Origin of the sequence: Pseudomonas veronii, from assembly GCF_001439695.1 — a bacterium.
Classification (GTDB): domain Bacteria; phylum Pseudomonadota; class Gammaproteobacteria; order Pseudomonadales; family Pseudomonadaceae; genus Aquipseudomonas; species Aquipseudomonas veronii.
This window is the reverse complement of the sequence record NZ_JYLL01000009.1, coordinates 91,208-114,081: the sequence shown is the minus strand read 5'-3', so window position 1 is coordinate 114,081 and position 22,874 is coordinate 91,208. Positions and strand designations below refer to the sequence as shown.

Here is a 22,874-nt window from a genome sequence, read left to right as displayed (position 1 = left end):
GATCTCTAAGGATTTCAGTCTCAATCTTAGGATGTTTCCTACACCACACACAGATACAGTAACGACTCAATCGGACACACAATTGCTAGGCTCCGCCCCAACTCCGAGCGCGCCCCCTTCTTATAACAAATAAGAATATAACTTTTGTTTTAACAACTAACGGTACGGGTTAGGGTACGCATCTATTGAATCTGGATTGGAGAGCACCCCTTGGCTCTGCGTAGCACGTTCACCCGTTTCTTCCAGCTGGAAGCCGCCAGCGGTCTGTTGTTGATCGCCGCAGCCGCGTTGGCGCTGATCGTCAACAACTCACCGTTGTCGCACCTCTACAGCGCGTTCCTCGACGTGCCCGTGGTAGCGCAGATTGGCGCGCTGAAGATCGCCAAGCCCGCGTTGTTGTGGATCAACGATGGCCTGATGGCCCTGTTCTTTCTGCTGATCGGCCTGGAGGTCAAGCGCGAGCTGCTCGACGGCCACCTGTCCAAGCCTTCGCAAGTCGTCCTGCCAGGCGCCGCAGCGATCGGCGGCATGGTCGTGCCGGCATTGATCTACTGGGCAATCAACAAGGATTACCCGGCGGCGCTTTCCGGCTGGGCGATCCCCATGGCCACCGATATCGCCTTCGCATTGGGCGTCCTGGCGCTGCTCGGCAAGCGCGTGCCGGTGTCGCTGAAACTGTTCCTGATGACCCTGGCCATCATCGATGACCTGGGCGCGATCATCGTGATCGCCGTGTTCTATTCCAGCGACCTGTCCGGCGCCGCCCTGGCGGGCGCGGGCGCCTGCTTGATCGCCTTGATTGCCATGAACCGCCTGGGCGTGATCAAGCTCGGGCCGTACCTGATCATCGGCCTGATCCTGTGGGTCTGCGTACTGAAAAGCGGCGTGCATGCCACCTTGGCCGGCGTGACGCTAGCGTTCTGCATCCCGATGCGTACCAAAAACGCCGAACCCTCGCCGCTGTTGACGCTCGAACATGCCCTGCATCCATGGGTGGCCTATGGCATCCTGCCGCTGTTCGCGTTCGCCAACGCCGGCGTGTCCCTGAGCGGGGTCAGCCTCGAGAGCTTCACCCACCACGTACCGCTGGGCATCGCCCTCGGCCTGCTGATCGGCAAGACCATCGGCGTGTTCGGCCTGACCTGGCTCGCCATCAAGACCGGCCTCGCCGCGCTGCCCAGCGGCGCCAGCTGGGGCCAGGTGTTCGGCGTAGCGATCCTGTGCGGGATCGGCTTCACCATGAGCCTGTTTGTCGGCTCTCTGGCGTTCGTGCCGGGCGCCAGCGAATTTGCCGGGGAAGATCGAATGGGGATTCTGACCGGGTCGATACTCGCGGCGTGTATCGGTTATGCGGTGACGGCGATGGCGAGTCGCAAGAAAGCCTGACTCGCACAAAACACCGCGCACAAAAAACCCCAGCCGGTCACCCGGCTGGGGTTTTTCTTTGCTCGCGGCTTAACGCTTAGCGAGTCACGCGGCTGGTACCATCAACGGTCATGATGCGAACGCGATCACCGATGCGGAAGATTTCATTTTCCTGCACGGCCTGCACGTAGGCGCGCATGCTGCCGTCGTCTTCGCGAACGGTGATTTCCACGCCCTGGGTGCGGGTCAGGCCTTCTTCGGTGGCCGAACCCAACAGGCCGCCGGCGACAGCGCCGATCACGGCGGTCACGATACTGCCACGGCCGCCACCGATGGCGCTGCCGCCCACGCCGCCAATGACGGCACCGGCCGCACCGCCGATTGGGGTCTTGGTGCCTTCGATTTTCACCGGACGCAGGGATTCAATGGTCCCCATGCGAACGGTCTGCACGCGACGCGCTTCGTCACGGGAGTATGAGTCGCCGGTCAGACTCGAGGCGCAGCCACCCAACAACAACGACAGGGTAGTAAAGCAGGCAACTAGTAAAACGGACTTACGCATAGCATCAACTCCAAAGGACAGGTGTTCATTAGACGCGGCCGCTTGACGCCTGTCACGGCAAGCTCCGCAGAAAATTGCTTTCATTCAGCCCTAGTACAGAGTGCCAGCACCAAAACAGACGACAAACGGTAGCTCTCATCTCGTAAACAGGACGCTCATGGATTATTTCATCATTATAGTCACGACCGTAGCCGGCTTGTATTTCCATGGCTGGTTATACCTGCGCATCCGCCGCTGGATCGACCGCGACCTGGCGCTATCCCTGGCGGGCAACGACCTGCACAAGCGGGCCTTCATGCTGCAACAACTGGAAAAAGCCCGCACCCTGAAGATCAACCGCCGCGAGCTGCCGGACTGGTTGAAAAACGCGGCGCAGCAGTACACGCCCGAGGCCTCTTGAACAGAGGCTTCGGGGTGACGGGCAACAGTCAGAAAGGGTGACGCAAGACGACGATCAGGGCGCCAGGCGCTCACGGGTCCAGTCGGCCCCATGCAAGCGGTAGTTCAGGCGGTCATGCAGGCGGCTGGCGCGGCCTTGCCAGAACTCGATGCGCTCGGGCAACAAGCGATAGCCGCCCCAGTGCTCGGGGCAGTGCGGCTGAGTGTCGCTGAACCGCTGTTCGGTGACCTTGAGCAAATCGTGCAACTCTTCGCGGTCACGGATCACCTTGCTCTGCGGGGAAGCCCAGGCACCCAGGCGGCTGCCCAAGGGGCGCACCTGGAAATAGGCATCCGACTCTTCCGGCGTGACCTTGACCACCCGACCCTCGATGCGTACCTGACGCTCCAGGGTCGGCCAGAAAAAGGTCATGGCCGCGAAGGGCCGCGCCGCAAGCTGATCGCCCTTGGCGCTCTCATAGTTGGTGAAGAAGGTAAAGCCCTGCGCATCCAGGCCCTTGAGCAGCAGGATGCGACAGTGCGGGCGACCGTCCTCGTCGACCGTGGCAAGGGTCATGGCATTGGCCTCCACCGGCGGCTGCTCGGTTTTCACCGCATCGCCGAACCACTGATGGAACAAGGCAAACGGCTCGCTCGGGGCCTGGGCCTCGCTCAAACCATCCCGTGTGTAGTCACGGCGCATATCAGCCAATGCCTGGGTCATGCGACTTTATCCTTCTGGTTCAGCGGATCAGTTTTTTGCCTGGTCGTTCGCAGCCGGTGCAGCGGCCTTGGCTTTGGCCGCTGCGGGTTTCTTGGCAGCTGCCTTGGCCGGGGCCTTTTTCGCGGCTGGCTTGGCGGCGGATTTCTTCGCGCCAGCCTTTTTCGCCGGGGCTTTTGCGACCGGTGCCGGCGCGGGAACGTCCTGCACGGCAACCATTTCAGCCACAGGCAGGGTCTTGCCCGAGTTGTACTTGCTCAGCAAGGCCAACATAGTTGTACGCTGAGTAAACATAATTTCCATGCGACGGTTCAGCGCACGGCCTTGGGTGCTGTCGTTGGCAGCACGCGGCATCATGTCGCCCATGCCACGCAGCATCAGACGGTCTTGCTTGAGGCCGCTGAGGCTGAAAATCGATGCGATGGATTGCGCGCGTTCTTTGGTCAGCGCCTGGCTCGCCGGGGCCGCGCCGGTGGCATCAACGTGACCGAGGACCAGTACGGCGGTCTTCGGGTCGGCTTCAACAGCCTTGGCGACGCGAGTGAACGGGCCCAGGGTGACCGGCAGCAACATCGCCGGGCGTTTCGGGTTGTAGGAACCGTCTACCGGGGCAATCACCACCAGTACGTTGTCGCGACGTTCCAGTTGCAGGTTGCTGTCCTTGATCGCGGCGCGCAGGCGCGGCTCATAGTCGTCCAGCCAGGCCTGGGTGATTTTCGGGTCGGGCATCGGCACGTTGGTCACGTCGACCTTGGCCAATGGCTTAGGCTTGGACGTGCTTTCGAACGGCCACCACCAGTGAGTCTCGGAGTCGGTCTTGGCCACGGCGGGGGCGGCAGGAGCAGCGGCTGGCGCCGGGGTGGCGGCCTTGAGGTCGGCCTTCAGGTCAGCCTTGGCATCGGCGGCCTTTTCGTCGGCGCTCTTGGAGGAGAACGGCCACCAGCTGGAGCCGGTATCCGCTTTGGCCACCGGGGCTGGCGCAGGAGCGGCGACTACCGGTGCGGCAGGCTTGGCGCCAGCAGCGGCAGCTACCGGTGCAGCCGGCTTGGCGCCAGCTGCGGCAGCTACCGGTGCAGCCGGCTTGGCGCTGGCAGCAGCGGCTACCGGTGCGGCAGGTTTGGCGCCCGCGGCGGGTTTGGCGTCCGGCTTGGCGTCCGGCTTGGCGTCGGTTTGGCTCACTGCGTCCTTGGTAGCAGCCTTGTCAGATCCAAATGACCACCAATGCCCGCCTTCGGCATCATTTTGTGGTGTTTGTGCGCAGCCAGTAATAGATAGGCACAGCGCCAGTGCCAAGGACTTGTTCGATAACATGAGATATCCACAAAATGAGAAAAAACCGAGGGTCTGAATGACCCGTTAAACAGACGCTTCCAGAACATTAAAGTTACAATATTTTGCTCAGCGTCTTCTTATACTTGCATTTGTAACAAAAAAACGTGAAACAGCAAGGGGTTTACAGACAACCGGCCAATATTCTGACCAACTTCTGTGCACGTGGGTCCATAAGTACGTAGGGCCCCAGCGTATTAGTCACAAAACCGAACGCTACATCATGTTCGGGGTCGGCAAACCCCAGCGAACCGCCCGCACCAGGATGTCCAAATGCACGCGGGCCAAGGCCGAAGGTCGCGTTCGGCAATTGCGGTTGATCCAACATGCAGCCCAGGCCGAAACGGGTTTGGGTCAATAAGGTTTTATCGGGCCCGATACTGTGTTCACGGGTCAATTGTTCGAGCATGTCGCTTTCCAGCAAACTACCGTCCAATAAACCACTATAAAAACCCGCCAGGCTACGCGCATTACCGTGACCGTTTGCCGCTGGCTGCTGCATACGCCGCCATTCGGGTTTATTAGTGCTGGTCAGAATAGACGGCGGATTGGCAAATGCCCGCGTCGTCATGGCCGTGGGTTCACGCATCATTACTTGCAGTAAACGTTGCGCGGCTTCATCGCCCATGTTGCCTTTGCCGCGCGCTACATGGGCCACGCGATAAAATTCTTCGTCCGCCAGGCCCACATGAAAATCCAGCCCCAACGGGCGTGCAACCCGCGCCACGATGGATTCGCCCGGCCCACGCCCGTCGGCACGGCGCAGCAATTCCCCGACCAGCCAGCCATAGGTGATCGCTTCGTAGCCGTGGCCTTGGCCCGGCGTCCACCACGGCGCTTCGGCGGCCAAGGTGTCGACCATCAACGACCAGTCGTACAGCGCTTCGGTGGGCAGCATCTCGCGGATCGCCGGCAACCCGGCCTGGTGGCAGAGCAACTGGCGCAAGGTGATCGCTTCTTTACCGGCCGCGGCAAATGCCGGCCAGTAGTTGGCCACTGGCGCATCCAGTTGCAGCTTGCCTTCGGCCACCAATTGCAGGGCCGCAACGGCGGTGAAAGTCTTGGTGCAGGAGAACAGGTTGACGATGGTGTCGCTGTGCCAGGCCTGTGCCCCGTCCTTGTCGGCGGTGCCGGCCCACAGGTCGACCACGGCTTCCCCGCCGATCTGGATGCACAGCGCCGCACCACGTTCCTGCGGGTCATCGAACAACGCGACGAACGCTTCACGTACCGCTTCGAACTGGAGTTCGTAATGCCCCTGAACCTGCACCTAAGCCCCCTCGGAAAACGCTGTAAAAAGTGGCCGACATTGTTCCAGCCCTTGTAGGATTTGTGAACCCGTCAACACTCAATCAATGACCATTTCCGGCATGCCCACCGGTGTGTCCGGCGCCCTGCCCCGCACCTTTACCGTCATGCCCGGGCTTGCTGCCTTCATGCTCGCGAACCGCGCGGGCCGCCTTGGCCTTTTCGGCTTCCTTGCCCAGTTGGTCGACCGCCGCCAGGTTGCTTCGACGCACGCTGTCGACAAAGCCCTGGAACGGCACATCGGTAATGCCGACCAGACCGAAGTGGCCGTTTTCGCCGTCCAGCAGACGCCCGGTCACGGGCTGGTCCAGGTACTGGAACCAGTGAACGCCGACAATCGACGGCTCGGCCATGGCCTGCTTGAGGAAGTTGGCATACGCCGCGCCGCGATCTTCTTCCTTGGCCAACTGGGTCACACCGCCCCAGAACGGGCCGCGGTCTGCCGAGCCGAAGTTGAATTCGGTGATCAACACCGGCTTGTCCAACGCGCGCAAGGCGGCGAAGTCATAGCCGTCCTGGGGTTTGAGCGTGTACATGTTGAAGCTCAACACGTCGCAATACTGCGCACAGGACGCCACCGCCTCCGGAGTACTCACCGCGTAACGCCCGCCCAGCAGCAACTGGTTGGGCGCGTGCCATTTGAGTGCATCGGAGATGGTCTTGAAGTACGTATCGGCGAAGGTCTTCTGGAAGTGTTTGAAGTCGGCTTCGATTTCCGGGTGCTCAGGGTTGGGCATCGGCGGTTCGAAGCCCGGGTCTTCCATCAGTTCCCAGCCCGCCAGGTGGATGCCCCAAGCTTTCGACAGGCCTTCTTCGTTACGGTATTTGTCGCGCAGTTGCTTGAGGAACGCGCGCTTGGCCGGTACATCGGTGGTCATGCGCAGGGTGCCGTAGGCCAGGGCGTAACGGGATTTTGCATCGTCACCGGGACCGGCCCAGGCCAGTTCGTTATCGGCAAAAAAACCGATCAGCCAAGGATCGTCACGATGATCGCGGGCAGCGATGGCCACGGCGCGCTCGGTGGCCATGGCGAAACGCGGGTCGAACGGGTCGGGCATGCCGCCCCACCAGTCGGTGCCGGTGCTGATGCTGGCGTAATCGCCGACGATCGACAGCGGCAAGGTGTACGGCACGCGGTCCGCACTGGCCAGTTGTGCAGCGCTCCAGTTGCCGACGGTGTTGAAACCCCAGGCCTGCAGGCGGTCGAGGGTGTGGCTGACCCAGCGCTTCTGGTCGAAACCGTCAGTGTCATACGTGCGCTGCAGGTTGGCGCGGTAGAAATCGTACCAACGCCCGGCGCCAAAGCTACGCCCTTCGCCGGCGCCGTTACCGGTGCGGTTGTCGCCGCTGCCGTAGTACTTGTCAAAGGGTTCCCCGGCCTTGGGCAGCGCCGCGAACATCCATTCACGGCCCGCCACGTAGGTCTGGTTGTTATCCGAAGCCACGGTGTTGACGCCCAGGGAATAGAACGGATGCCCCTCCGGCGTCACCAGATACCAACGACCATCGCGCTTCTCGGTGCGGAAAAAGCCGCTGGCGTCGAACGCCGGGCCTTTGTTCCAACCGCCGTACTGGTCCAGGGAGGATTTATCCCGCTCGGCCAGCCAAGCCTTGAGCTGTTGCTGCTCCTTGATGGCGGCGGCCTTGAGTTGCTCGTCGCTGCTGACCTTTTCCGGCCAGCGCGCACGGGTGGACTGGCCATAGGCATCCACCAGTTCGCTGTAGGCCGCCTTCAGCACCGGCTCGCTGTCCTGCACGCCAAAGCGTTCCAGCAGAATACTTTGGGCGACATTCGGTTTGATCATCGACAGGGTCACCGACACCACCTGGCTGCGGTCGATGTCTCCGGCGCTGCTGGCCAGTAACACGCGCGGGCCGTCGACGCTGATCGGCATCGGCGGGCCGGCCTTCATGCCCTGGCTCAATGGCGAGTTGGCTTGCAGCGGGATCAGCAGGGTCTGGGCCGGACCGGCCGGCAGGTCGATGCGGCTGACCAGGGTCTTGCCGTCGTTGCTCTGCACCTTGACGTACAGGGTCAGCGCCCAGTCCATGGCACTCTGGATACGCAGGCTGATGGCGCTGGATTGCGACCAGTCCCAGGCGCCGGTCTGCGGGCTGAGCACCAGGCTCGGTTCGGCGGCAGGGTTGAAGGTGATGCGGCGCAGCACCTCGCCTTCAGGGGTTTGTTCGGCGTTGTATTGCGGCAGGCTGGCGTCCTGGGTCGCGACTTTGACCACATCGGCAGGTCGGACGAAGTTGAACAACGTTTGTTGCCCGGCGGGCGCGGCCAGCAGTGGCGCAGCGAACAGCAGGGCAAAAAGGGCGGGCAGCGTGCGAATCATACGAGCAAGGTTCTCCCAAACGGCCGATAAATGGCCTGATGACATAATGCGATGGCAGTGAGATAGACCACGAAGTGGGCGATTTTGCCCACTGTGGCTTAAGAAATTTCGCGCCGGAACGGCGGCAAGGCATTCAGGATGGCCTTGCCATAGCGCTGCGTGACCAGACGGCGGTCCAGCAAGGTGATGGTGCCCCGGTCTTCTTCGGTCCGCAGCAAGCGCCCGCAGGCCTGCACCAGCTTCAGGGACGCATCCGGCACCGAGATTTCCATGAACGGGTTGCCGCCACGGGCCTCGATCCACTCGGCCAACGCGGCCTCGACCGGGTCATCCGGCACCGAGAACGGGATCTTGGCGATCACCACGTGTTCGCAGTAGGCACCGGGCAAGTCCACGCCCTCGGCAAAGCTCGCCAGGCCGAACAGCACGCTGGAATCGCCGCCATCGACCCGCGCCTTGTGCTTGTTCAGGGTTTCCTGCTTGGACAGGTTGCCCTGGATAAACACCTGCTTGCGCCAGTCGCGGTCGAGGCCGTCGAACACGTCCTGCATCTGTTTGCGCGACGAGAACAGCACCAGGGTGCCGCGTGAACCTTCGACCAGCTCCGGCAAGTCACGGATGATCGCGGCGGTGTGGGCCGGCGCATCCCGAGGGTCGGCCTTGAGGTCAGGCACGCGCAGCACACCGGCGTTAGCATGATGGAACGGGCTCGGCACCACGGCGGTGACGGCTTTTTTCGGCAGGCCGGCGCGCATGCGGAAGCGGTCGAAGGTGCCCAGGGCGGTCAGCGTGGCCGAGGTGACCAGGCAGCCATACGCCACGTTCCACAGGTTGCGCCGCAGCATTTCCGCCGCAAGGATCGGGCTGGCGTTGACCTCGATATCGAACAGCGCACCGCTTTCCGACAGGGTCAGCCAACGGGCCATGGGCGGGTTGTCTTCCGGGTCTTCGACGGTGAAGGCCGTCCACAACTCCCAGTTGCCCTGGGCGCGGGACAACAGGCTGCCGAACAGTGGGTACCATTCCTCGGCCTGGTTGCTGGCGATGCCGATGTTGACCTCGCCGTCCATGCCTTCCTTGAGCAGGTCGGTCAGGCGGGTGAACAGGTCGGTCAGGCGCGAAAAACCCTTCTTCAGTTCGACGCCCATTTCACGCATGTGCTCGGGGATCAGCCCGCCGACAAAGCGATGGCGCGGGCGCTCGCGGCCCTCGACGTCTTCGCCGGGCTTGAAGTCGGCGACCTGCTCGCAGGCGCTGAACATGAACTGCTGCTGGGTCTTGATCTCCCGCGCCAGTTCCGGCACCTGTTCGATCAGCTTGCCCAGGTCGCCGGGCAGCGGGTGCTGGGCCAGCAGTTTGGTGAGGTTCTTGGCGGTGGCCTCCAGCCAGTCGGCGGTGGAGCGCAGGCGCGTGTAATGGGCGAAGTGGCCGATGGCCTTGTCGGGCAGGTGGTGGCCTTCGTCGAATACGTAGAGCGTGTCGCGCGGGTCCGGCAGCACGGCGCCGCCGCCCAGGGCCAGGTCGGCGAGGACCATGTCGTGGTTGGTGACGATCACGTCGACCTTGCCCATGCCTTCGCGCGCTTTATAGAAGGCGCACTGGCCGAAGTTGGGGCAATGACGGTTGGTGCATTGGCTGTGGTCGGTGGTCAGGCGCGCCCAATCGGCGTCTTCCAGGGCGGTGGGCCAGCTGTCGCGGTCGCCGTCCCATTTATTCCCGGCCAGTTTTTCGATCATGCTGGTAAACAGCTTCTGGCTGACTTCATCGACTTCGATCTTGAAGCCTTCTTCTTCGAACAAGGAGGCCGTGGCGGTTTGCGCGTGGCCTTCCTGCAGCAGCACGTCGAGCTTGGACAGGCACATATAGCGGCCACGGCCCTTGGCCAGGGCGAAGGTGAAGTTCAGGCCGCTGTTGCGCATCAGGTCGGGCAGGTCTTTGTAGACGATCTGCTCCTGCAGGGCGACGGTGGCGGTGGCGATCACCAGGCGCTTGCCGGCGGCCTTGGCGGTGGGAATCGCCGCCAGGCTGTAGGCCACGGTCTTGCCGGTACCGGTGCCGGCCTCGACGGCCACGACCGCGGGGTCACCGCTGCGCCGGCCTTCGTCGTCGGTGTCGATATCCCCGAGGACCTTGGCCACTTCGGCGATCATCAGGCGTTGGCCGTAGCGCGGTTTCAAGCTCTTGGCTTCGAGAAAACGCGAATAGGCGCCCTGGATCGTGGTTTTGAGTTCAGTGCTGATCATGGATAGTCGGGCGCAAAAAACGCTGGATAAATTTTCAGTGGTTCGGATCGACCGCTATCATACCCCGCTAATTAATCCCGCGCAGAACGGAGTACCGCAATGACCGTGTTCAGCCTCGTTTACACCCTGCATGTATTGGCCGCCCTGATCTGGGTCGGCGGCATGTTTTTCGCCTGGATGATCCTGCGCCCGGCCGCTGTGGCGGCCCTCGAGGGCCCTGCCCGGCTCAAGCTGTGGGCGAATGTGTTTCAACGTTTTTTCGTGTGGGTTTGGGTGGCGGTGCTGGTTTTGCCGATCAGCGGTGTCGGCCTGTTGCAACTGCGCTTCAGCGGGTTTGAAACCGCACCGCGTTACGTGCAGGTGATGATGGGCTTGTATGTGGTGATGACGGCGCTGTTCATCCGCATCCAGGCGTTGAAGTTCCCCGAATTGCGCACAGCGGTGGCGGCTGAAAACTGGCCGGCCGGGGCGGCGGTGCTGGGGCAGATCCGCAAGCTGGTGGGCATTAACCTGCTCGTTGGGTTGGTGGTGGTCGCGATTGCTTCGGCGCGGCCGATGTTCTGAGACGTGCCTTAAACGGCCATCGGGAGCACGCCCCCTCCCACATTTGAAATGCATTCCAAATGTGGGAGGGGGCGTGCTCCCGATGACGTCAGATCGAACGACTCAAAGTCGCTGAATGGTCACAGTTCCCGCAGGCCCGGCCGGCCCCGGCTGCCCTTCCACCCCTGGCCGGCCTTTCTCGCCACCATCGGCGCGGTACACCAGGCAACCCTTGGATTGCCCGCCACGCCCAGGCTTGCCCGCCGTCCCCGCCAAACCGCCCGCGCCGCCATCGACCCAGACCTTGATCTTGTCGCTTGGGAAGTCCTGCGGCAGTTCGACCCGCACCTGCGCACCCGCCGCGCCAGGCAACCCGTCGCCACCGTTATCACCGTTGGCGCCGCGCCCAGCGGAGCCCCAAGTGCAACCCGGGTCTTCGCCGTTGGCGCCGTCCAGCCCGGCATAACCTTGGGCGCCAGCGCCACCACGGGCATCCACCGACAGTTCCTGCGCCGTCAGGGCATTGATGCGCAAGGTCAGGTCACGTCCGGCCCTGGCTGGTTTTTCGTGGGTACCGGGAGCGCCACGCGAGGTGATCTGGCTGCCATGTTCCAGTTGCGCATGCCGCGCCTGCAATTGCAGCCCGGTGCTCCCCGGAGCGATGGCGATGCGTGCTTCGCGGCCCAGGTGCAACTCATCCACCGAGACCTGGCTGATCGTGGCCGGGATGAGCAACGTGCCGTAGTCCGCGACGTCCAGGCGTTCCAGCTGCAATACGCTGGTACTGCTGGGCAAGCGCATCAACGAGTTGGTTTCAACACTCACGCTCTGGGCCAGGGCAACGGGGCTGACCAACAGGGCCAACAGAAAAACCTTACGCATCATGGGGCTCCTGAGTGATGGGGAATTTGTTATTTCAAATTTTTCTTTGGGCGCACAGTAACGACTTCTACAGGCGATTTGCCAGTGAAGGATCAAAAAACTTGAGAAGGCGGCGGTTTCAGCGAGGATCGCCAACGATGCCCCTGTGGAATCCCACAGGGGCAAGGCCTGTCAGCGGTTGATCTGGATTTCTACGCGGCGGTTCAGGGCACGGCCTTCAGCGGTTTTGTTGTCAGCCACCGGATGACTTTCGCCCGCACCGGTCACCGACACGAAGTTACTGCGAGGCACACCGGCGCCGATCAGGTAGTCCGTCACCGAATGTGCGCGTTTTTCCGAGAGTTTCTGGTTGTAGGCGTCCTTGCCGACGCTGTCGGTATGCCCGCTGACCCGCAACTGGGCGCTCGGGGCTTCGCGTTTCAGGCGGGTGGCGATGGTGTCGAGCGCGGTTTTATCCGCCGCCGTCAGCTTCGCCGAGTCGAACTGGAAGTGGACATCGCGAATCACGATGGTTTCTTCCTTGACCACAACCACCTCTTCAACCACCGCCGCGGGTGGCGCAGGAGGGCAACCATTGGCATCGACCTGTACGCCTTTCGGCGTGCCGGGGCACTTGTCGCGGCTGTCCGGCACGCCGTCGCCGTCTTCGTCACCATCGCCGTGTACCCAGCAATAGGCGCCGGCCATGCCGCCGATCAACAACGCGCCGTAGCCGGCATAGGCTGAGCTTTCCGTCGCACCGATCGCCGCACCGGTCACGCCGCCCACGGCGGCGCAGGTGGGCCAATCGGTTTTTTGCAAACCTGCACAACCTGTCAATACTCCGGTGAGCAGAACCAAGGGTAGAGCTGTCCGCATGATGCTCATTTGATTTCTCCTGAGGGGATCGGCAGGGGCCGATGGGTGGAGTAAAGACCGCTCCTTTCAACTGCGCCAGTACGCCACACCCCCGGATTCATTGAGGATGGGCGTACTTGAAGGACTTTTCGCAACCACCCGCTCTAGGCCCGCACGCTCAGCCGCGCTAGTCTCTAGGGTCCTGATGTGAGGATCTCTGATGACCGCTGGTATTTCTTCCCGTACACCCCAGCAAGCCCTGGCTGCCTTGCTCGATTTGCACCAGCCCAAACGCCTGTTGCTGTTGGGTGCCAGCCAGTTCCCGGCGCTGGAGGCCTTTCAAAAGGCGCACCCTGAGACCCAGGTGTCCGTCGCGACGCCTGGCGCGCTGCCGGCGGACCTCGCGGCGCAGCGTTTTGACCTGGCGCTGGTGGTCGATTGCCTGGAGCACCTGTCAAAACCACAAGGCCTGACCCTGCTGGGCGGCATCCGTAACCTCAATGCCAGCCGCATTGCGGTGCTGGTCGACCTGGGCGCCTGCGACTGGAAAGACACTGACTTCTTCTCCCTGGCCCTGCAGGCCGGCGAGCGCTTCCAGCGCGATGAGCAGGTACTGACGCTGTTTACCTATGATCTGCTTGACTATAAACAGGTGCCGGACTGGCTCAACGCCCGCTTCTGGGCCAACCCGGAAAACTTCGGAAAGTATTGGTGGTAACCCGATGAGTACATCCATTTGCCCCTGTGGCAGCGGCAACCTGCTGGACGCGTGCTGCGGCCATTATCACGCCGGCCACCCGGCGCCGTGCGCCACCGCGCTGATGCGCTCGCGCTACAGCGCCTACGTACTGGGCCTGGTGGACTACCTGGTGGCTACCACGTTGCCTGCGCAGCAGGCCGGCCTGGACCGTGATGCCATCGCCACCTGGAGCGCCCAGAGCACATGGCTCGGCCTGGAAGTGGAAAGCTCCGAGGTGTTCGGCGGCCAGCCGGAACATGCGTTCGTGACGTTTACCGCGCGCTGGCATGACAGCACCGGCGAACACAGCCACCGCGAACAGTCCTCTTTCGTACAGAATGAGGGACACTGGTACTTCATCGACCCCACCGTGGAAGTGAAGGCCGGACGCAATGATGCATGCGTCTGCGGGAGTGGGCAGAAGTTCAAGAAGTGTTGCTCCAGCTACCTCTAACCACCTCACAGGGATCGCGCCATGCTCCGCACTTACAGCTTGTTGCTGGCGTTGACCCTTGGCTTGAGTGGCTGCGCCTCATGGTTCGAGGACGATGCCCCACCGCCCCACGTCGCCCTGGTGAAGGTCGAAGTGGTGCGGGCCAAGTTGCTCGAACAGAAGTTCAAGCTGTATTTCCGCGTGGATAACCGCGACGACGCCGACCTCACGGTGCGCGGCCTGATCTACAAGGTCACCCTGGGTCGCTTGCTGCTGACCGAAGGCGAATCCAACGAATGGCTCACCGTGCCGCCGCGTGGCCACGCCTTTTTCAAGATCTCGGTACGCACCAACCTCTGGCCGCAGATCCGTGACGTCGTGCAGATGCTGAAAAACCCCGACCGGCCCGTGCCTTATCGGCTGGAAGGCGAGCTGAAAACCGGATTATTCATCGGTAATGACGTGCGCGTGGACCACAATGGCGAGATAATCCCCGGCGATTTTATTCCGGAGCGACATCGATGACTCAGCAACCCCATGTCCATGGTCCTGACTGCAACCACGATCACGATCACCATGATCACGACCACGGTCATGTCCACGGCCCGAACTGCGGCCACGCTCACCAGGAGCCGGTGCGCAACGCCCTGAAAGACGTTGGCCGCAACGATCCATGCCCGTGCGGCAGCGAGAAGAAATTCAAGAAGTGCCACGGCGCTTGAAACCTGGCTACTGAAAATAAGCTTTAGCTCCTGCTTGCGTCGTTTCACCGCGCTCACTAACGTAGCGCCTTTACTGACGCTACCCCCCGCAGGAGCTTTGCCATGGCCTCGCCAGCCCTTTCACATTTTCTTCCCCGGTTCGGCGTTGCCGCGGCAGTGGCCAGTGCATTAAGCCTGGCCGGTTGCCAGCTCCAGAGCACCCAGGACACCCTGCCACCCGTTACCGGCGTCCAGCCGATCAAGGGCCTCGCGCAGAATGTTTCGATACGCCGCAATGCCCAGGGCATGCCGCTGATTGAAAGCAATACCTTCCACGACGCGCTGTTCAGCCTCGGCTATGTGCATGCCAGCGACCGCATCACGCAGATGGTCACGTTGCGCCTGCTGGCCCAGGGCCGTCTGGCGGAAATGTCCGGCCCCGAGGTGCTGGATGTCGACCGTTTCATGCGCGCGGTCAACCTGAAAAAAAGCGCCGGCGAGCTCTACAACGCCTCGTCGCCGCGCCTCAAGCGCTTCTTTGAAGTGTATGCCCGCGGCGTCAACGCCTACCTGTTCCGCTACCGCGACAAGCTGCCGCCGGACCTGGCCCAGACCGGCTACAAACCCGAGTACTGGAAGCCGGAAGATTCGGCGCTGTTGTTCTGCCTGTTGAATTTCAGCGAGTCGGCCAACCTGCAGGAAGAATTGTCATCGCTGGTGCTCGCGCAAAAGGTCGGTGTCGACAAACTCGCCTGGCTCACCCCAAGCGCGCCGGACGAGCCGATCCCCCTGGCCGAAGCCGACAAGCTCAAGGGCGTGAACCTGAGCCAGATCACCGGCCTGGCCGGGCTGGACACGGTCAGCCAGCAACTGAGCAGCCTCAACTCACTGGCGGTGACCACTTCGAGCAACTGGGCCATCGGCCCGCAACGCAGCCGCAGCGGCAAGAGCCTGCTGGCCAATGACCTCGCCGCCCAGCCGCAAGCCCCGTCGCCATGGAACTACGTGCAGATCCGCGCACCGAAATACCAGGCCGTCGGCGCCTCGATCGCCGGCCTGCCGACCCTGTTGTCCGGCTTCAACGGCAAAGTGGCGTGGAGCATGAGCACGGTCAAGGGCGACACCCAGGACCTGTTCCTGGAAAAGGTCAAACGCCAGGGCAGCGCGCTGTACTACGAGAACAACGGTAAATGGCTACCGGCCGCTGTGCGCAACGAGACCTTTTTCATCAAAGGCCAACGCTCGATTCGTGAGGTGGTGTACGAAACCCGCCACGGCGCCCTGCTCAACAGCAGCCAGGCGCTGACCAGCGGGCTGGGCCTGGCCCTGCAAACGGCGGACTTCAAGGACGACAAGAGCCTTGATGCGTTCTTCGACCTGTCCCGCGCACAAAACGCCGCCAAGGCCTCGGATGCGACCCGGGAAATCCGCGCCATCGCCTTGAACATGGTGTTCGCCGATGCCAGCAACATCGGCTGGCAGGTTACCGGGCGCTTCCCCAACCGCCGCGAAGGCGAAGGCCTGCTGCCCTCGCCGGGCTGGGATGCGCGCTTCGACTGGGACGGTTACGCCGACGCGATGCTGCACCCTTATGACCAGGACCCGGCCCAAGGCTGGATCGGCACCGCCAACCAACGTACCGCGCCGCGCGGTTATGGCATGCAACTGTCCAACTCCTGGGACGCTCCGGAGCGCAGCGAGCGCCTGGCGCAATTGGCCAATGCCGGCAAGCATGACAGCCGCAGCATGATCGCCATGCAATACGACCAGACCACCACGTTCGCCGCCAAGCTCAAGAACATGTTCCAGGCGCCGGGCATGGCGCAGCCGCTGAAACAGGCGATCGCTGCGCTGCCCGCGGCCGAACAGGCCAAGGCCCGTGAAGCGCTGAATCGTCTGATGGCGTTTGACGGCCGCCTGACGCCGACGTCCGCCGACGCAGCGATGTATGAGCTGTTCCTGCAGGAAAGCAGCAAACAGATCTTCCTCGACGAACTCGGCCCGCAAAACAGCGCCAGCTGGAAAGCCTTTGTCAGCAACGCGAGCCTGTCCTACGCCGCCCAGGCCGACCACCTGCTGGGCCGTGAAGACAGCCCGTTCTGGGACGATGTCCGCACCGCGCAGAAAGAAGACAAGCCGACGATCCTCGCCCGCAGCCTGGCCGCTGCGATCACTGCCGGCGACAGCCAACTGGGTACCGATCACAAGGCCTGGCAGTGGGGCAAACTGCACAGCACCACCTGGAAGAACCGCAATGGCCAGGTGATCCGCGGCCCGCTGGCCAGCGGCGGCGACCACAACACCCTGAACCCGGCGCCGTACAACTGGGGGGAGAGTTTCGACACCACCCAAGTGCCGGCACTGCGCATGATTGTCGACTTCGGCCAGGCAGAACCGATGACGGGCCAGGGCGGTATCGGCCAGTCCGGCAACCCGGTCAGCCCGAACTATGCCAATGGCATCGATCCGTCGCTCAAGGCGCAATACCTGAGCTTCCCGATGCAGCCGCAGAACTTTGACAAGGTGTATGGGAAAGCCAGGCTGACCCTCACGCCCGGCAAATAACCGTACCAACAGGTGGGAGCAGGCAAGCCTGCTCCCACATTTTTTAATCTGCGCTCGATCCAAAATAGTGCAGCCTATTTTTCATGCCCATTTTCGGGCACCTCCTATACTCATAGCTCCCTCCTCTCACCTTTTAAAACGATCATTCGGAGCTGCATTCGGAACTATGGTGCAGAAATTGCTACTTGTGATCCGTCTGACACCGTTCAGTAACAGTCCTAAACGCGCCACAAGCGCTTATCTTGGTTTCCAGGGATTACATAATGAAAAAAGCATTGCTGACCCTTTCTGCACTGGCTCTGTGCATGGCCGCTGGTTCCGCCTTGGCCAAGGAATACAAGGAATTGCGTTTTGGTGTCGATCCTTCCTACGCGCCGTTCGAGTCCAAAGCCGCTGACGGCAGCCTGGTGGGCTTCGACATCGACCTGGGCAATGCGATCTGCGCCGAGCTGAAGGTCAAGTGCAAGTGGGTCGAAAGCGACTTCGACGGCATGATTCCAGGCCTCAAAGCCAACAAATTCGACGGTGTGATTTCGTCCATGACCGTCACCGAAGCCCGTATGAAGGCCATCGACTTCTCCAACGAGCTGTTCTCCGGCCCGACTTCGCTGGTATTCAAGAAGGGCGCCGGCTACTCCACGCCTGAGTCGCTCAAGGGCAAAACCGTGGGCTACGAGCAAGGCACCATCCAGGAAGCCTATGCCAAGGCCGTATTGGATAAAGCCGGTGTAACCACCAAGGCCTACGCCAACCAGGATCAGGTCTACGCTGACCTGACCTCCGGCCGTCTCGACGCCTCCGTGCAGGACATGCTGCAAGCCGAACTGGGCTTCCTGAAGTCGCCGGCCGGTGCCGGTTACGAAGTCAGCGCGGCCATCGACGACCCATTGCTGCCGTCGAAAACCGCGGTCGGTATCAAAAAAGGTAACACTGAGCTGAAGGCCCTTTTGGATAAAGGTATCAAAGCGTTACACGATGATGGCACCTACGCCAGCATCCAGAAGAAACACTTTGGCGATCTGAACCTGTACAGCGGCAAATAATGCCTGGGGCGCCCCTTCCCGGGAGGGGCGCTGTTTTATCGCCATAGGTCCTGATTTATGTTCGAAGAACTGTTGCAAACCCTCGGGCTGAGCGCGTTCAGTTTGAAGGGTTTCGGCCCGCTGTTGCTGCAAGGCACCTGGATGACCCTCAAGTTGTCGGTGCTGTCCCTGGCCGTCAGCGTGTTGCTGGGCCTGCTCGGCGCCAGCGCCAAACTGTCCAGCCTGCCCTTCCTGCGCATTCCCGCCCAGCTCTACACCACGCTGATTCGTGGCGTGCCCGACCTGGTACTGATGCTGCTGATTTTCTACAGCCTGCAAACCTGGCTGACCGGTCTTACCGACTTCATGGAATGGGACTACATCGAAATCGACCCATTCAGCGCCGGGGTGATCACCCTGGGCTTTATTTACGGTGCGTACTTCACCGAAACCTTTCGCGGCGCGATCCTCGCGGTGCCCCGTGGTCAACTGGAAGCCGCCACGGCTTACGGCCTCAAGCGCGGGCAGCGGTTTCGCTACGTGACCTTCCCGCAAATGATGCGCTTTGCCCTGCCGGGCATCGGCAACAACTGGATGGTAATGCTCAAGGCCACCGCACTGGTGTCGATCATCGGCCTCGCGGATCTGGTCAAGGCCGCGCAGGACGCCGGCAAGAGCACCTATCAGCTGTTTTACTTCCTGGTGATCGCCGCACTGATCTACCTGCTGATCACCAGTGCGTCCAACTTTGTCCTGCGCCGTCTTGAACGTCGCTATTCGGCAGGCTCGCGGGAGGCCGTGCGATGATCGAACTCTTGCAGGAATACTGGCGCCCATTCCTTTACAGCGACGGCCAGCACATCACCGGCCTGGCCATGACCATGTGGTTGCTCAGCGCCTCGCTGGTGATCGGCTTCCTGGTGTCGATTCCGCTGTCCATCGCCCGGGTGTCGCGCAATCCCTTGGTGCGCTGGCCGGTGCAGTTCTACACCTACCTGTTTCGCGGCACGCCGCTCTATATCCAATTGCTGATCTGTTACACCGGCATCTACAGCATCGCCGCCGTGCGCGCCCAACCGGTGCTGGATGCGTTCTTTCGCGATGCGATGAACTGCACGGTCCTGGCCTTTGCCCTCAACACCTGCGCCTACACCACGGAGATTTTCGCCGGGGCGATCCGCAGCATGGCCCACGGCGAAGTCGAAGCGGCCAAAGCCTACGGCCTCAGCGGCTGGAAGCTGTACGCCTATGTCATCATGCCGTCGGCCCTGCGCCGTTCATTGCCGTACTACAGCAACGAAGTGATTTTGATGCTGCACTCGACGACAGTGGCGTTTACCGCGACGATCCCGGACATTCTCAAAGTGGCCCGGGACGCCAACTCGGCCACGTTCCTCACCTTTCAATCGTTCGGCATCGCTGCGCTGATCTACCTGACCGTGACCTTTGCCCTGGTCGGTCTGTTTCGTCTGGCGGAGCGCCGCTGGCTGGCCTTCCTCGGGCCGAGCCACTAAGGAGCCTTCATGCGTCATCAGGTTCATGAACTGATCGCGCCCGTGCCTGGCACGGCACGGCAGATTCACAGTTTCCACTTCGGCCCGGAGCTGGCCGAACGCAAGGTCTACATCCAGTCGTCACTGCATGCCGATGAATTGCCGGGCATGCTGGTGGCCTGGCACCTCAAGGCGCGCCTGGCGCAACTGGTCGCCGCCGGGCGCTTGCGCAGCGAGATAGTGCTGGTGCCGATCGCCAACCCGGCGGGCCTCGAACAAGTGTTGATGGACATCCCGCTGGGCCGCTATGAGCTGGAAAGCGGGCAGAACTTCAATCGCCTGTTTGTCGACCTCAGTGAAGAGGTGGGCGATCGGGTCGAGGATATGCTCGGGGATGATCCCCAGCGCAACGTCGAATTGATCCGCACGGCACTCTCCACCGCGCTGGCCGCACAAACCGCCGCGACGCAGTTGCAGTCTCAGCGCCTGGTGCTGCAACGCCTGGCCTGCGATGCCGACATGGTGCTCGACCTGCATTGCGATTTCGAAGCCGTGGCGCACCTGTACACCACGCCCGAGGCCTGGCCGCAGGTGGAGCCGTTGGCGCGCTATATCGGCTCGGAGGCCAACTTGCTGGCCACCGATTCCGGCGGGCAATCTTTCGATGAGTGCTTCAGCCTGGTGTGGTGGCAATTGCAGCAACGCTTCGGCGAGCGCTTCCCGATCCCCATGGGCAGCTTTTCGGTGACCGTCGAGCTGCGCGGCCAGGGTGACGTCAACCACGGCCTGGCCGGCCTCGACTGCCAGGCGATCATCGACTACCTGATTCACTTCGGCGCGATTGCCGGCGACGTGGCACCGCTGCCCGCCCTGCCCTACCCGGCCACCCCGCTGGCGGGTGTCGAACCGGTGGCGACGCCGGTCGGCGGCCTGCTGGTGTTCAGCGCCTTGCCCGGCGAATACCTCGAAGCCGGGCAACTGATCGCCGAAATCATCGACCCCATTACTGACCGCGTAACGCCTGTGCATTGTCAAAACGCCGGCCTGCTTTACGCCCGTTCGCTACGGCGCATGGCCACTGCGGGGATGGTCATCGGCCATGTCGCAGGCTCAGAGGCCTACCGCAGCGGCTACCTACTTTCGCCTTGAGGATGCACGCCCCATGTACAAACTGACCGTTGAAGGCCTGCATAAAAGCTATGGCGACAATGAAGTGCTCAAAGGCGTCTCGCTCAAGGCCAAGACCGGTGACGTGATCAGCCTGATCGGCGCCAGCGGCTCGGGTAAGAGCACCTTCCTGCGCTGCATCAACTTTCTGGAAACCCCCAACGACGGCGCGATGACCCTGGATGACAAGCCGATCCGCATGGTCAGCGACCGCCACGGCATGCGCGTGGCCGACGATGCCGAGCTGCAGCGCCTGCGCACACGCCTGGCGATGGTGTTCCAGCACTTCAACCTGTGGAGCCACATGAGCGTGCTGGAAAACATCACCATGGCCCCGCGCCGGGTGCTGGGCTGCAGTAAGAAAGACGCCGAAGACCGTGCCCGTCGCTACCTGGACAAAGTCGGACTGCCGGCCCGCGTGGCCGATCAATACCCGGCATTTCTCTCCGGCGGCCAGCAGCAACGCGTGGCCATCGCCCGCGCCCTGGCGATGGAACCGGAAGTGATGCTGTTCGACGAACCCACCTCGGCCCTCGACCCGGAGCTGGTGGGCGAAGTGCTGAAGGTGATCCAGGGCCTGGCCGAGGAAGGCCGCACCATGATCATGGTGACCCACGAGATGAGCTTTGCGCGCAAGGTGTCGAGCCAGGTGCTGTTCCTGCACAAGGGCCTGGTGGAAGAGCAAGGCACGCCGGAGGATGTGCTGGGCAACCCGAAGAGTGAGCGCCTGCAACAGTTCCTGAGTGGCAATCTGAAGTAAGCCTTCGCCGATCTTCCCACGCGCCCCCTGCGCCGCCTAAGCGCTCTGAGAGCCCGCCCAGCCGGCCCATGCGCTTGAGCGCGGCAATCCACGATAAGCGCGCAGGCGGCCCGCTGCCCGCGTTTTGGGGCTTTGCTGGGGATACTGAGTGCAACACGGCAGATATTTGTGATCGGCCGCCAGGAGAAATGGCCAGCCCGCGGAAGGACTGACCATATTCCAATCTGCAGGCATCAGGCCATCGGCGCGGGTGGCGGCTCGTCCGGAAGGGTCGGTTCGCCAGGTGCGGTAGGCTCAGGGGAATCCGGGTCAGGTTGACCGGGGAGACCACCCGCATAGGCAGGGTCGGCCATCAGGGACCACGCCATCACGCCAATCTGGTTGGGTTCAAGCCGGGCGAGTTCGGCGCTGATTCGCGGGTCGAGCTTCATAAGGTACTCCTCAAGCGTGGCTCGGCGCGCATTGCACGCACCGAAGCAGTACACCCAATAGAGTCACTTTCCGCAGACTAATTCCCTTTACGCGTAGGAGCTTTCGATCAAGCGCGTGGCAAGGTGACGCCGCGCTGGCCCTGGTACTTGCCAGCACGGTCCTTATAGGACACTTCACAGGCCTCATCGGACTGCAGGAACAGCATCTGCGCCACGCCTTCGTTGGCGTAGATCTTCGCTGGCAGGGTGGTGGTGTTGGAGAATTCCAGGGTGACGTGACCTTCCCACTCAGGCTCAAGCGGCGTCACGTTGACGATGATGCCGCAGCGCGCGTAAGTGCTTTTACCCAGGCAGATGGTCAGCACGTCGCGGGGAATACGGAAGAACTCCACGGTGCGCGCCAGGGCGAAGGAGTTGGGCGGGATGATGCACACGTCGCTCTTGACGTCGACGAAGCTCTTTTCGTCGAAGTTCTTCGGATCGACGATCGCCGAGTTGATATTGGTGAACACCTTGAACTCATCGGCACAACGCACGTCGTAGCCGTAGCTGGAAACACCATACGAAATCACGCGATCGGCGTCGTCACCACGGATCTGGCGCTCAACGAACGGTTCGATCATGCCGTGCTCTTGCGCCATGCGGCGAATCCACTTGTCCGATTTGATGCTCATGGCGGGTGTCCTGATAGCGAGGTGGAAAAATTCTGTTGGGCATCTTACCGGGGCAGGCGTTGGGGTTCAAAGGGCGTGGGGCTTTTGTTGACGAATGTGTTGATCAATGCCCGCCTTGTACAAGCCGCGTCCATTGGGGCCGGGACCAGAATCGGCTTGCACGACGGACGTAAATACCACCGCCAGTCACGAAATTAGAGAAACCTTCGGAAATACCATTGGCACGTTCCGGAAAAAGGGTTAAGGTGGCGCCACTGTGCTGCTTGTGTCACTGAGAATCTCTACACGATATGTTGAATTTCGATCCAACCATCTCCAAGAATTTTTCCTGCTCTTTGCACTCAGTCTCGGCCAGGGCTTTTCCTGAGTCGCAGTTAAC

At 62.0% G+C, this 22,874-nt stretch carries 23 protein-coding genes; 13 read left to right on the top strand and 10 right to left on the bottom strand.

Features of this window, described 5'->3' with window-relative positions; genetic code table 11:
- The first annotated feature begins 210 nt into the window (after positions 1 to 210).
- Positions 211 to 1,386 carry a Na+/H+ antiporter NhaA gene (gene nhaA / locus TU80_RS14250; protein WP_057004729.1) on the top strand — a complete coding sequence of 392 codons (1,176 nt, stop codon included), beginning with the start codon at positions 211 to 213 and terminating at the stop codon, positions 1,384 to 1,386.
- Between the two features lie 76 nt (positions 1,387 to 1,462).
- Here the strand turns inward: nhaA and TU80_RS14245 are convergent, their stop codons facing one another.
- Positions 1,463 to 1,927, bottom strand: coding sequence for an outer membrane lipoprotein (locus TU80_RS14245; protein ID WP_003189251.1), 465 nt, complete (start codon positions 1,925 to 1,927; stop codon positions 1,463 to 1,465).
- Between the two features lie 157 nt (positions 1,928 to 2,084).
- On the opposite strand from TU80_RS14245, the gene TU80_RS14240 reads away from it, so the two are divergent.
- Positions 2,085 to 2,327 carry a hypothetical protein gene (locus tag TU80_RS14240; RefSeq protein ID WP_017844787.1) on the top strand — a complete coding sequence of 81 codons (243 nt, stop codon included), beginning with the start codon at positions 2,085 to 2,087 and terminating at the stop codon, positions 2,325 to 2,327.
- A gap of 54 nt (positions 2,328 to 2,381) precedes the next feature.
- Here the strand turns inward: TU80_RS14240 and pdxH are convergent, their stop codons facing one another.
- The 5 genes from pdxH to dinG all read right to left on the bottom strand — a co-directional run bounded on the left by pdxH (position 2,382) and on the right by dinG (position 10,248).
- A complete protein-coding gene (gene pdxH / locus TU80_RS14235) occupies positions 2,382 to 3,029 on the bottom strand; it encodes a pyridoxamine 5'-phosphate oxidase (protein WP_046384443.1) in 648 nt (215 codons plus the stop codon).
- Positions 3,030 to 3,056: 27 nt separating this feature from the next.
- Positions 3,057 to 4,337: an OmpA family protein gene (locus tag TU80_RS14230; RefSeq protein ID WP_057004728.1), complete on the bottom strand. Its 1,281-nt coding sequence runs from the start codon at positions 4,335 to 4,337 to the stop codon at positions 3,057 to 3,059.
- Between the two features lie 142 nt (positions 4,338 to 4,479).
- A complete protein-coding gene (locus TU80_RS14225) occupies positions 4,480 to 5,625 on the bottom strand; it encodes a serine hydrolase domain-containing protein (RefSeq protein WP_057004727.1) in 1,146 nt (381 codons plus the stop codon).
- Between the two features lie 82 nt (positions 5,626 to 5,707).
- Positions 5,708 to 8,005: a beta-galactosidase gene (locus TU80_RS14220; protein ID WP_057004726.1), complete on the bottom strand. Its 2,298-nt coding sequence runs from the start codon at positions 8,003 to 8,005 to the stop codon at positions 5,708 to 5,710.
- A 98-nt stretch (positions 8,006 to 8,103) separates the two neighbouring features.
- Positions 8,104 to 10,248, bottom strand: coding sequence for an ATP-dependent DNA helicase DinG (gene dinG / locus TU80_RS14215; protein WP_017844782.1), 2,145 nt, complete (start codon positions 10,246 to 10,248; stop codon positions 8,104 to 8,106).
- A 99-nt stretch (positions 10,249 to 10,347) separates the two neighbouring features.
- On the opposite strand from dinG, the gene TU80_RS14210 reads away from it, so the two are divergent.
- On the top strand, positions 10,348 to 10,812 hold the full coding sequence (locus tag TU80_RS14210; RefSeq protein ID WP_057004725.1) for a CopD family protein: 465 nt from the start codon (positions 10,348 to 10,350) through the stop codon (positions 10,810 to 10,812).
- Positions 10,813 to 10,914: 102 nt separating this feature from the next.
- Here TU80_RS14210 and TU80_RS14205 read toward each other — a convergent pair whose 3' ends face one another.
- Positions 10,915 to 11,673: a hypothetical protein gene (locus tag TU80_RS14205; protein WP_046384447.1), complete on the bottom strand. Its 759-nt coding sequence runs from the start codon at positions 11,671 to 11,673 to the stop codon at positions 10,915 to 10,917.
- A gap of 171 nt (positions 11,674 to 11,844) precedes the next feature.
- Positions 11,845 to 12,540 (bottom strand): PA1041 family peptidoglycan-binding anchor lipoprotein, encoded by a 696-nt coding sequence (locus tag TU80_RS14200; protein ID WP_046384448.1) that lies wholly within the window; start codon positions 12,538 to 12,540, stop codon positions 11,845 to 11,847.
- A gap of 190 nt (positions 12,541 to 12,730) precedes the next feature.
- On the opposite strand from TU80_RS14200, the gene TU80_RS14195 reads away from it, so the two are divergent.
- The 10 genes from TU80_RS14195 (at position 12,731) to TU80_RS14150 (ending at position 21,390) form a co-directional block, all read left to right on the top strand.
- Positions 12,731 to 13,228, top strand: a complete 498-nt coding sequence (locus TU80_RS14195) for a DUF6231 family protein (RefSeq protein ID WP_017844778.1) — start codon at positions 12,731 to 12,733, stop codon at positions 13,226 to 13,228.
- Positions 13,229 to 13,232: 4 nt separating this feature from the next.
- The gene (locus TU80_RS14190; RefSeq protein ID WP_017844777.1) at positions 13,233 to 13,703 is read left to right on the top strand and encodes a YchJ family protein; all 471 of its coding nucleotides are present in this window, start codon (positions 13,233 to 13,235) and stop codon (positions 13,701 to 13,703) included.
- 21 nt (positions 13,704 to 13,724) lie between these two features.
- A complete protein-coding gene (locus TU80_RS14185) occupies positions 13,725 to 14,207 on the top strand; it encodes an LEA/WHy family protein (protein WP_046384449.1) in 483 nt (160 codons plus the stop codon).
- Positions 14,204 to 14,404 (top strand): SEC-C metal-binding domain-containing protein, encoded by a 201-nt coding sequence (locus TU80_RS14180; RefSeq protein WP_003189235.1) that lies wholly within the window; start codon positions 14,204 to 14,206, stop codon positions 14,402 to 14,404. Before TU80_RS14185 ends, TU80_RS14180 begins: the two co-directional genes overlap by 4 nt.
- 102 nt (positions 14,405 to 14,506) lie before the next feature.
- Positions 14,507 to 16,948, top strand: coding sequence for a penicillin acylase family protein (locus TU80_RS14175; RefSeq protein WP_046384450.1), 2,442 nt, complete (start codon positions 14,507 to 14,509; stop codon positions 16,946 to 16,948).
- A gap of 263 nt (positions 16,949 to 17,211) precedes the next feature.
- On the top strand, positions 17,212 to 17,991 hold the full coding sequence (locus tag TU80_RS14170) for a transporter substrate-binding domain-containing protein (protein WP_046384451.1): 780 nt from the start codon (positions 17,212 to 17,214) through the stop codon (positions 17,989 to 17,991).
- A 57-nt stretch (positions 17,992 to 18,048) separates the two neighbouring features.
- Entirely contained in the window at positions 18,049 to 18,777 is a 729-nt protein-coding gene (locus tag TU80_RS14165) for an ABC transporter permease (protein ID WP_057004724.1), read from the top strand.
- On the top strand, positions 18,774 to 19,484 hold the full coding sequence (locus tag TU80_RS14160) for an ABC transporter permease (protein ID WP_017844772.1): 711 nt from the start codon (positions 18,774 to 18,776) through the stop codon (positions 19,482 to 19,484). The genes TU80_RS14165 and TU80_RS14160 overlap by 4 nt, the downstream gene beginning before the upstream one ends.
- Positions 19,485 to 19,493: 9 nt before the next feature.
- Entirely contained in the window at positions 19,494 to 20,612 is a 1,119-nt protein-coding gene (locus TU80_RS14155; protein WP_057004723.1) for a succinylglutamate desuccinylase/aspartoacylase family protein, read from the top strand.
- Positions 20,613 to 20,625: 13 nt separating this feature from the next.
- Positions 20,626 to 21,390, top strand: a complete 765-nt coding sequence (locus tag TU80_RS14150) for an ABC transporter ATP-binding protein (protein ID WP_010563548.1) — start codon at positions 20,626 to 20,628, stop codon at positions 21,388 to 21,390.
- Between the two features lie 233 nt (positions 21,391 to 21,623).
- Here the strand turns inward: TU80_RS14150 and TU80_RS14145 are convergent, their stop codons facing one another.
- Both TU80_RS14145 and dcd read right to left on the bottom strand, forming a co-directional pair.
- Entirely contained in the window at positions 21,624 to 21,821 is a 198-nt protein-coding gene (locus TU80_RS14145) for a hypothetical protein (RefSeq protein ID WP_057004722.1), read from the bottom strand.
- 107 nt (positions 21,822 to 21,928) lie between these two features.
- On the bottom strand, positions 21,929 to 22,495 hold the full coding sequence (dcd, locus tag TU80_RS14140; protein WP_017844768.1) for a dCTP deaminase: 567 nt from the start codon (positions 22,493 to 22,495) through the stop codon (positions 21,929 to 21,931).
- Positions 22,496 to 22,874: the final 379 nt, after the last annotated feature.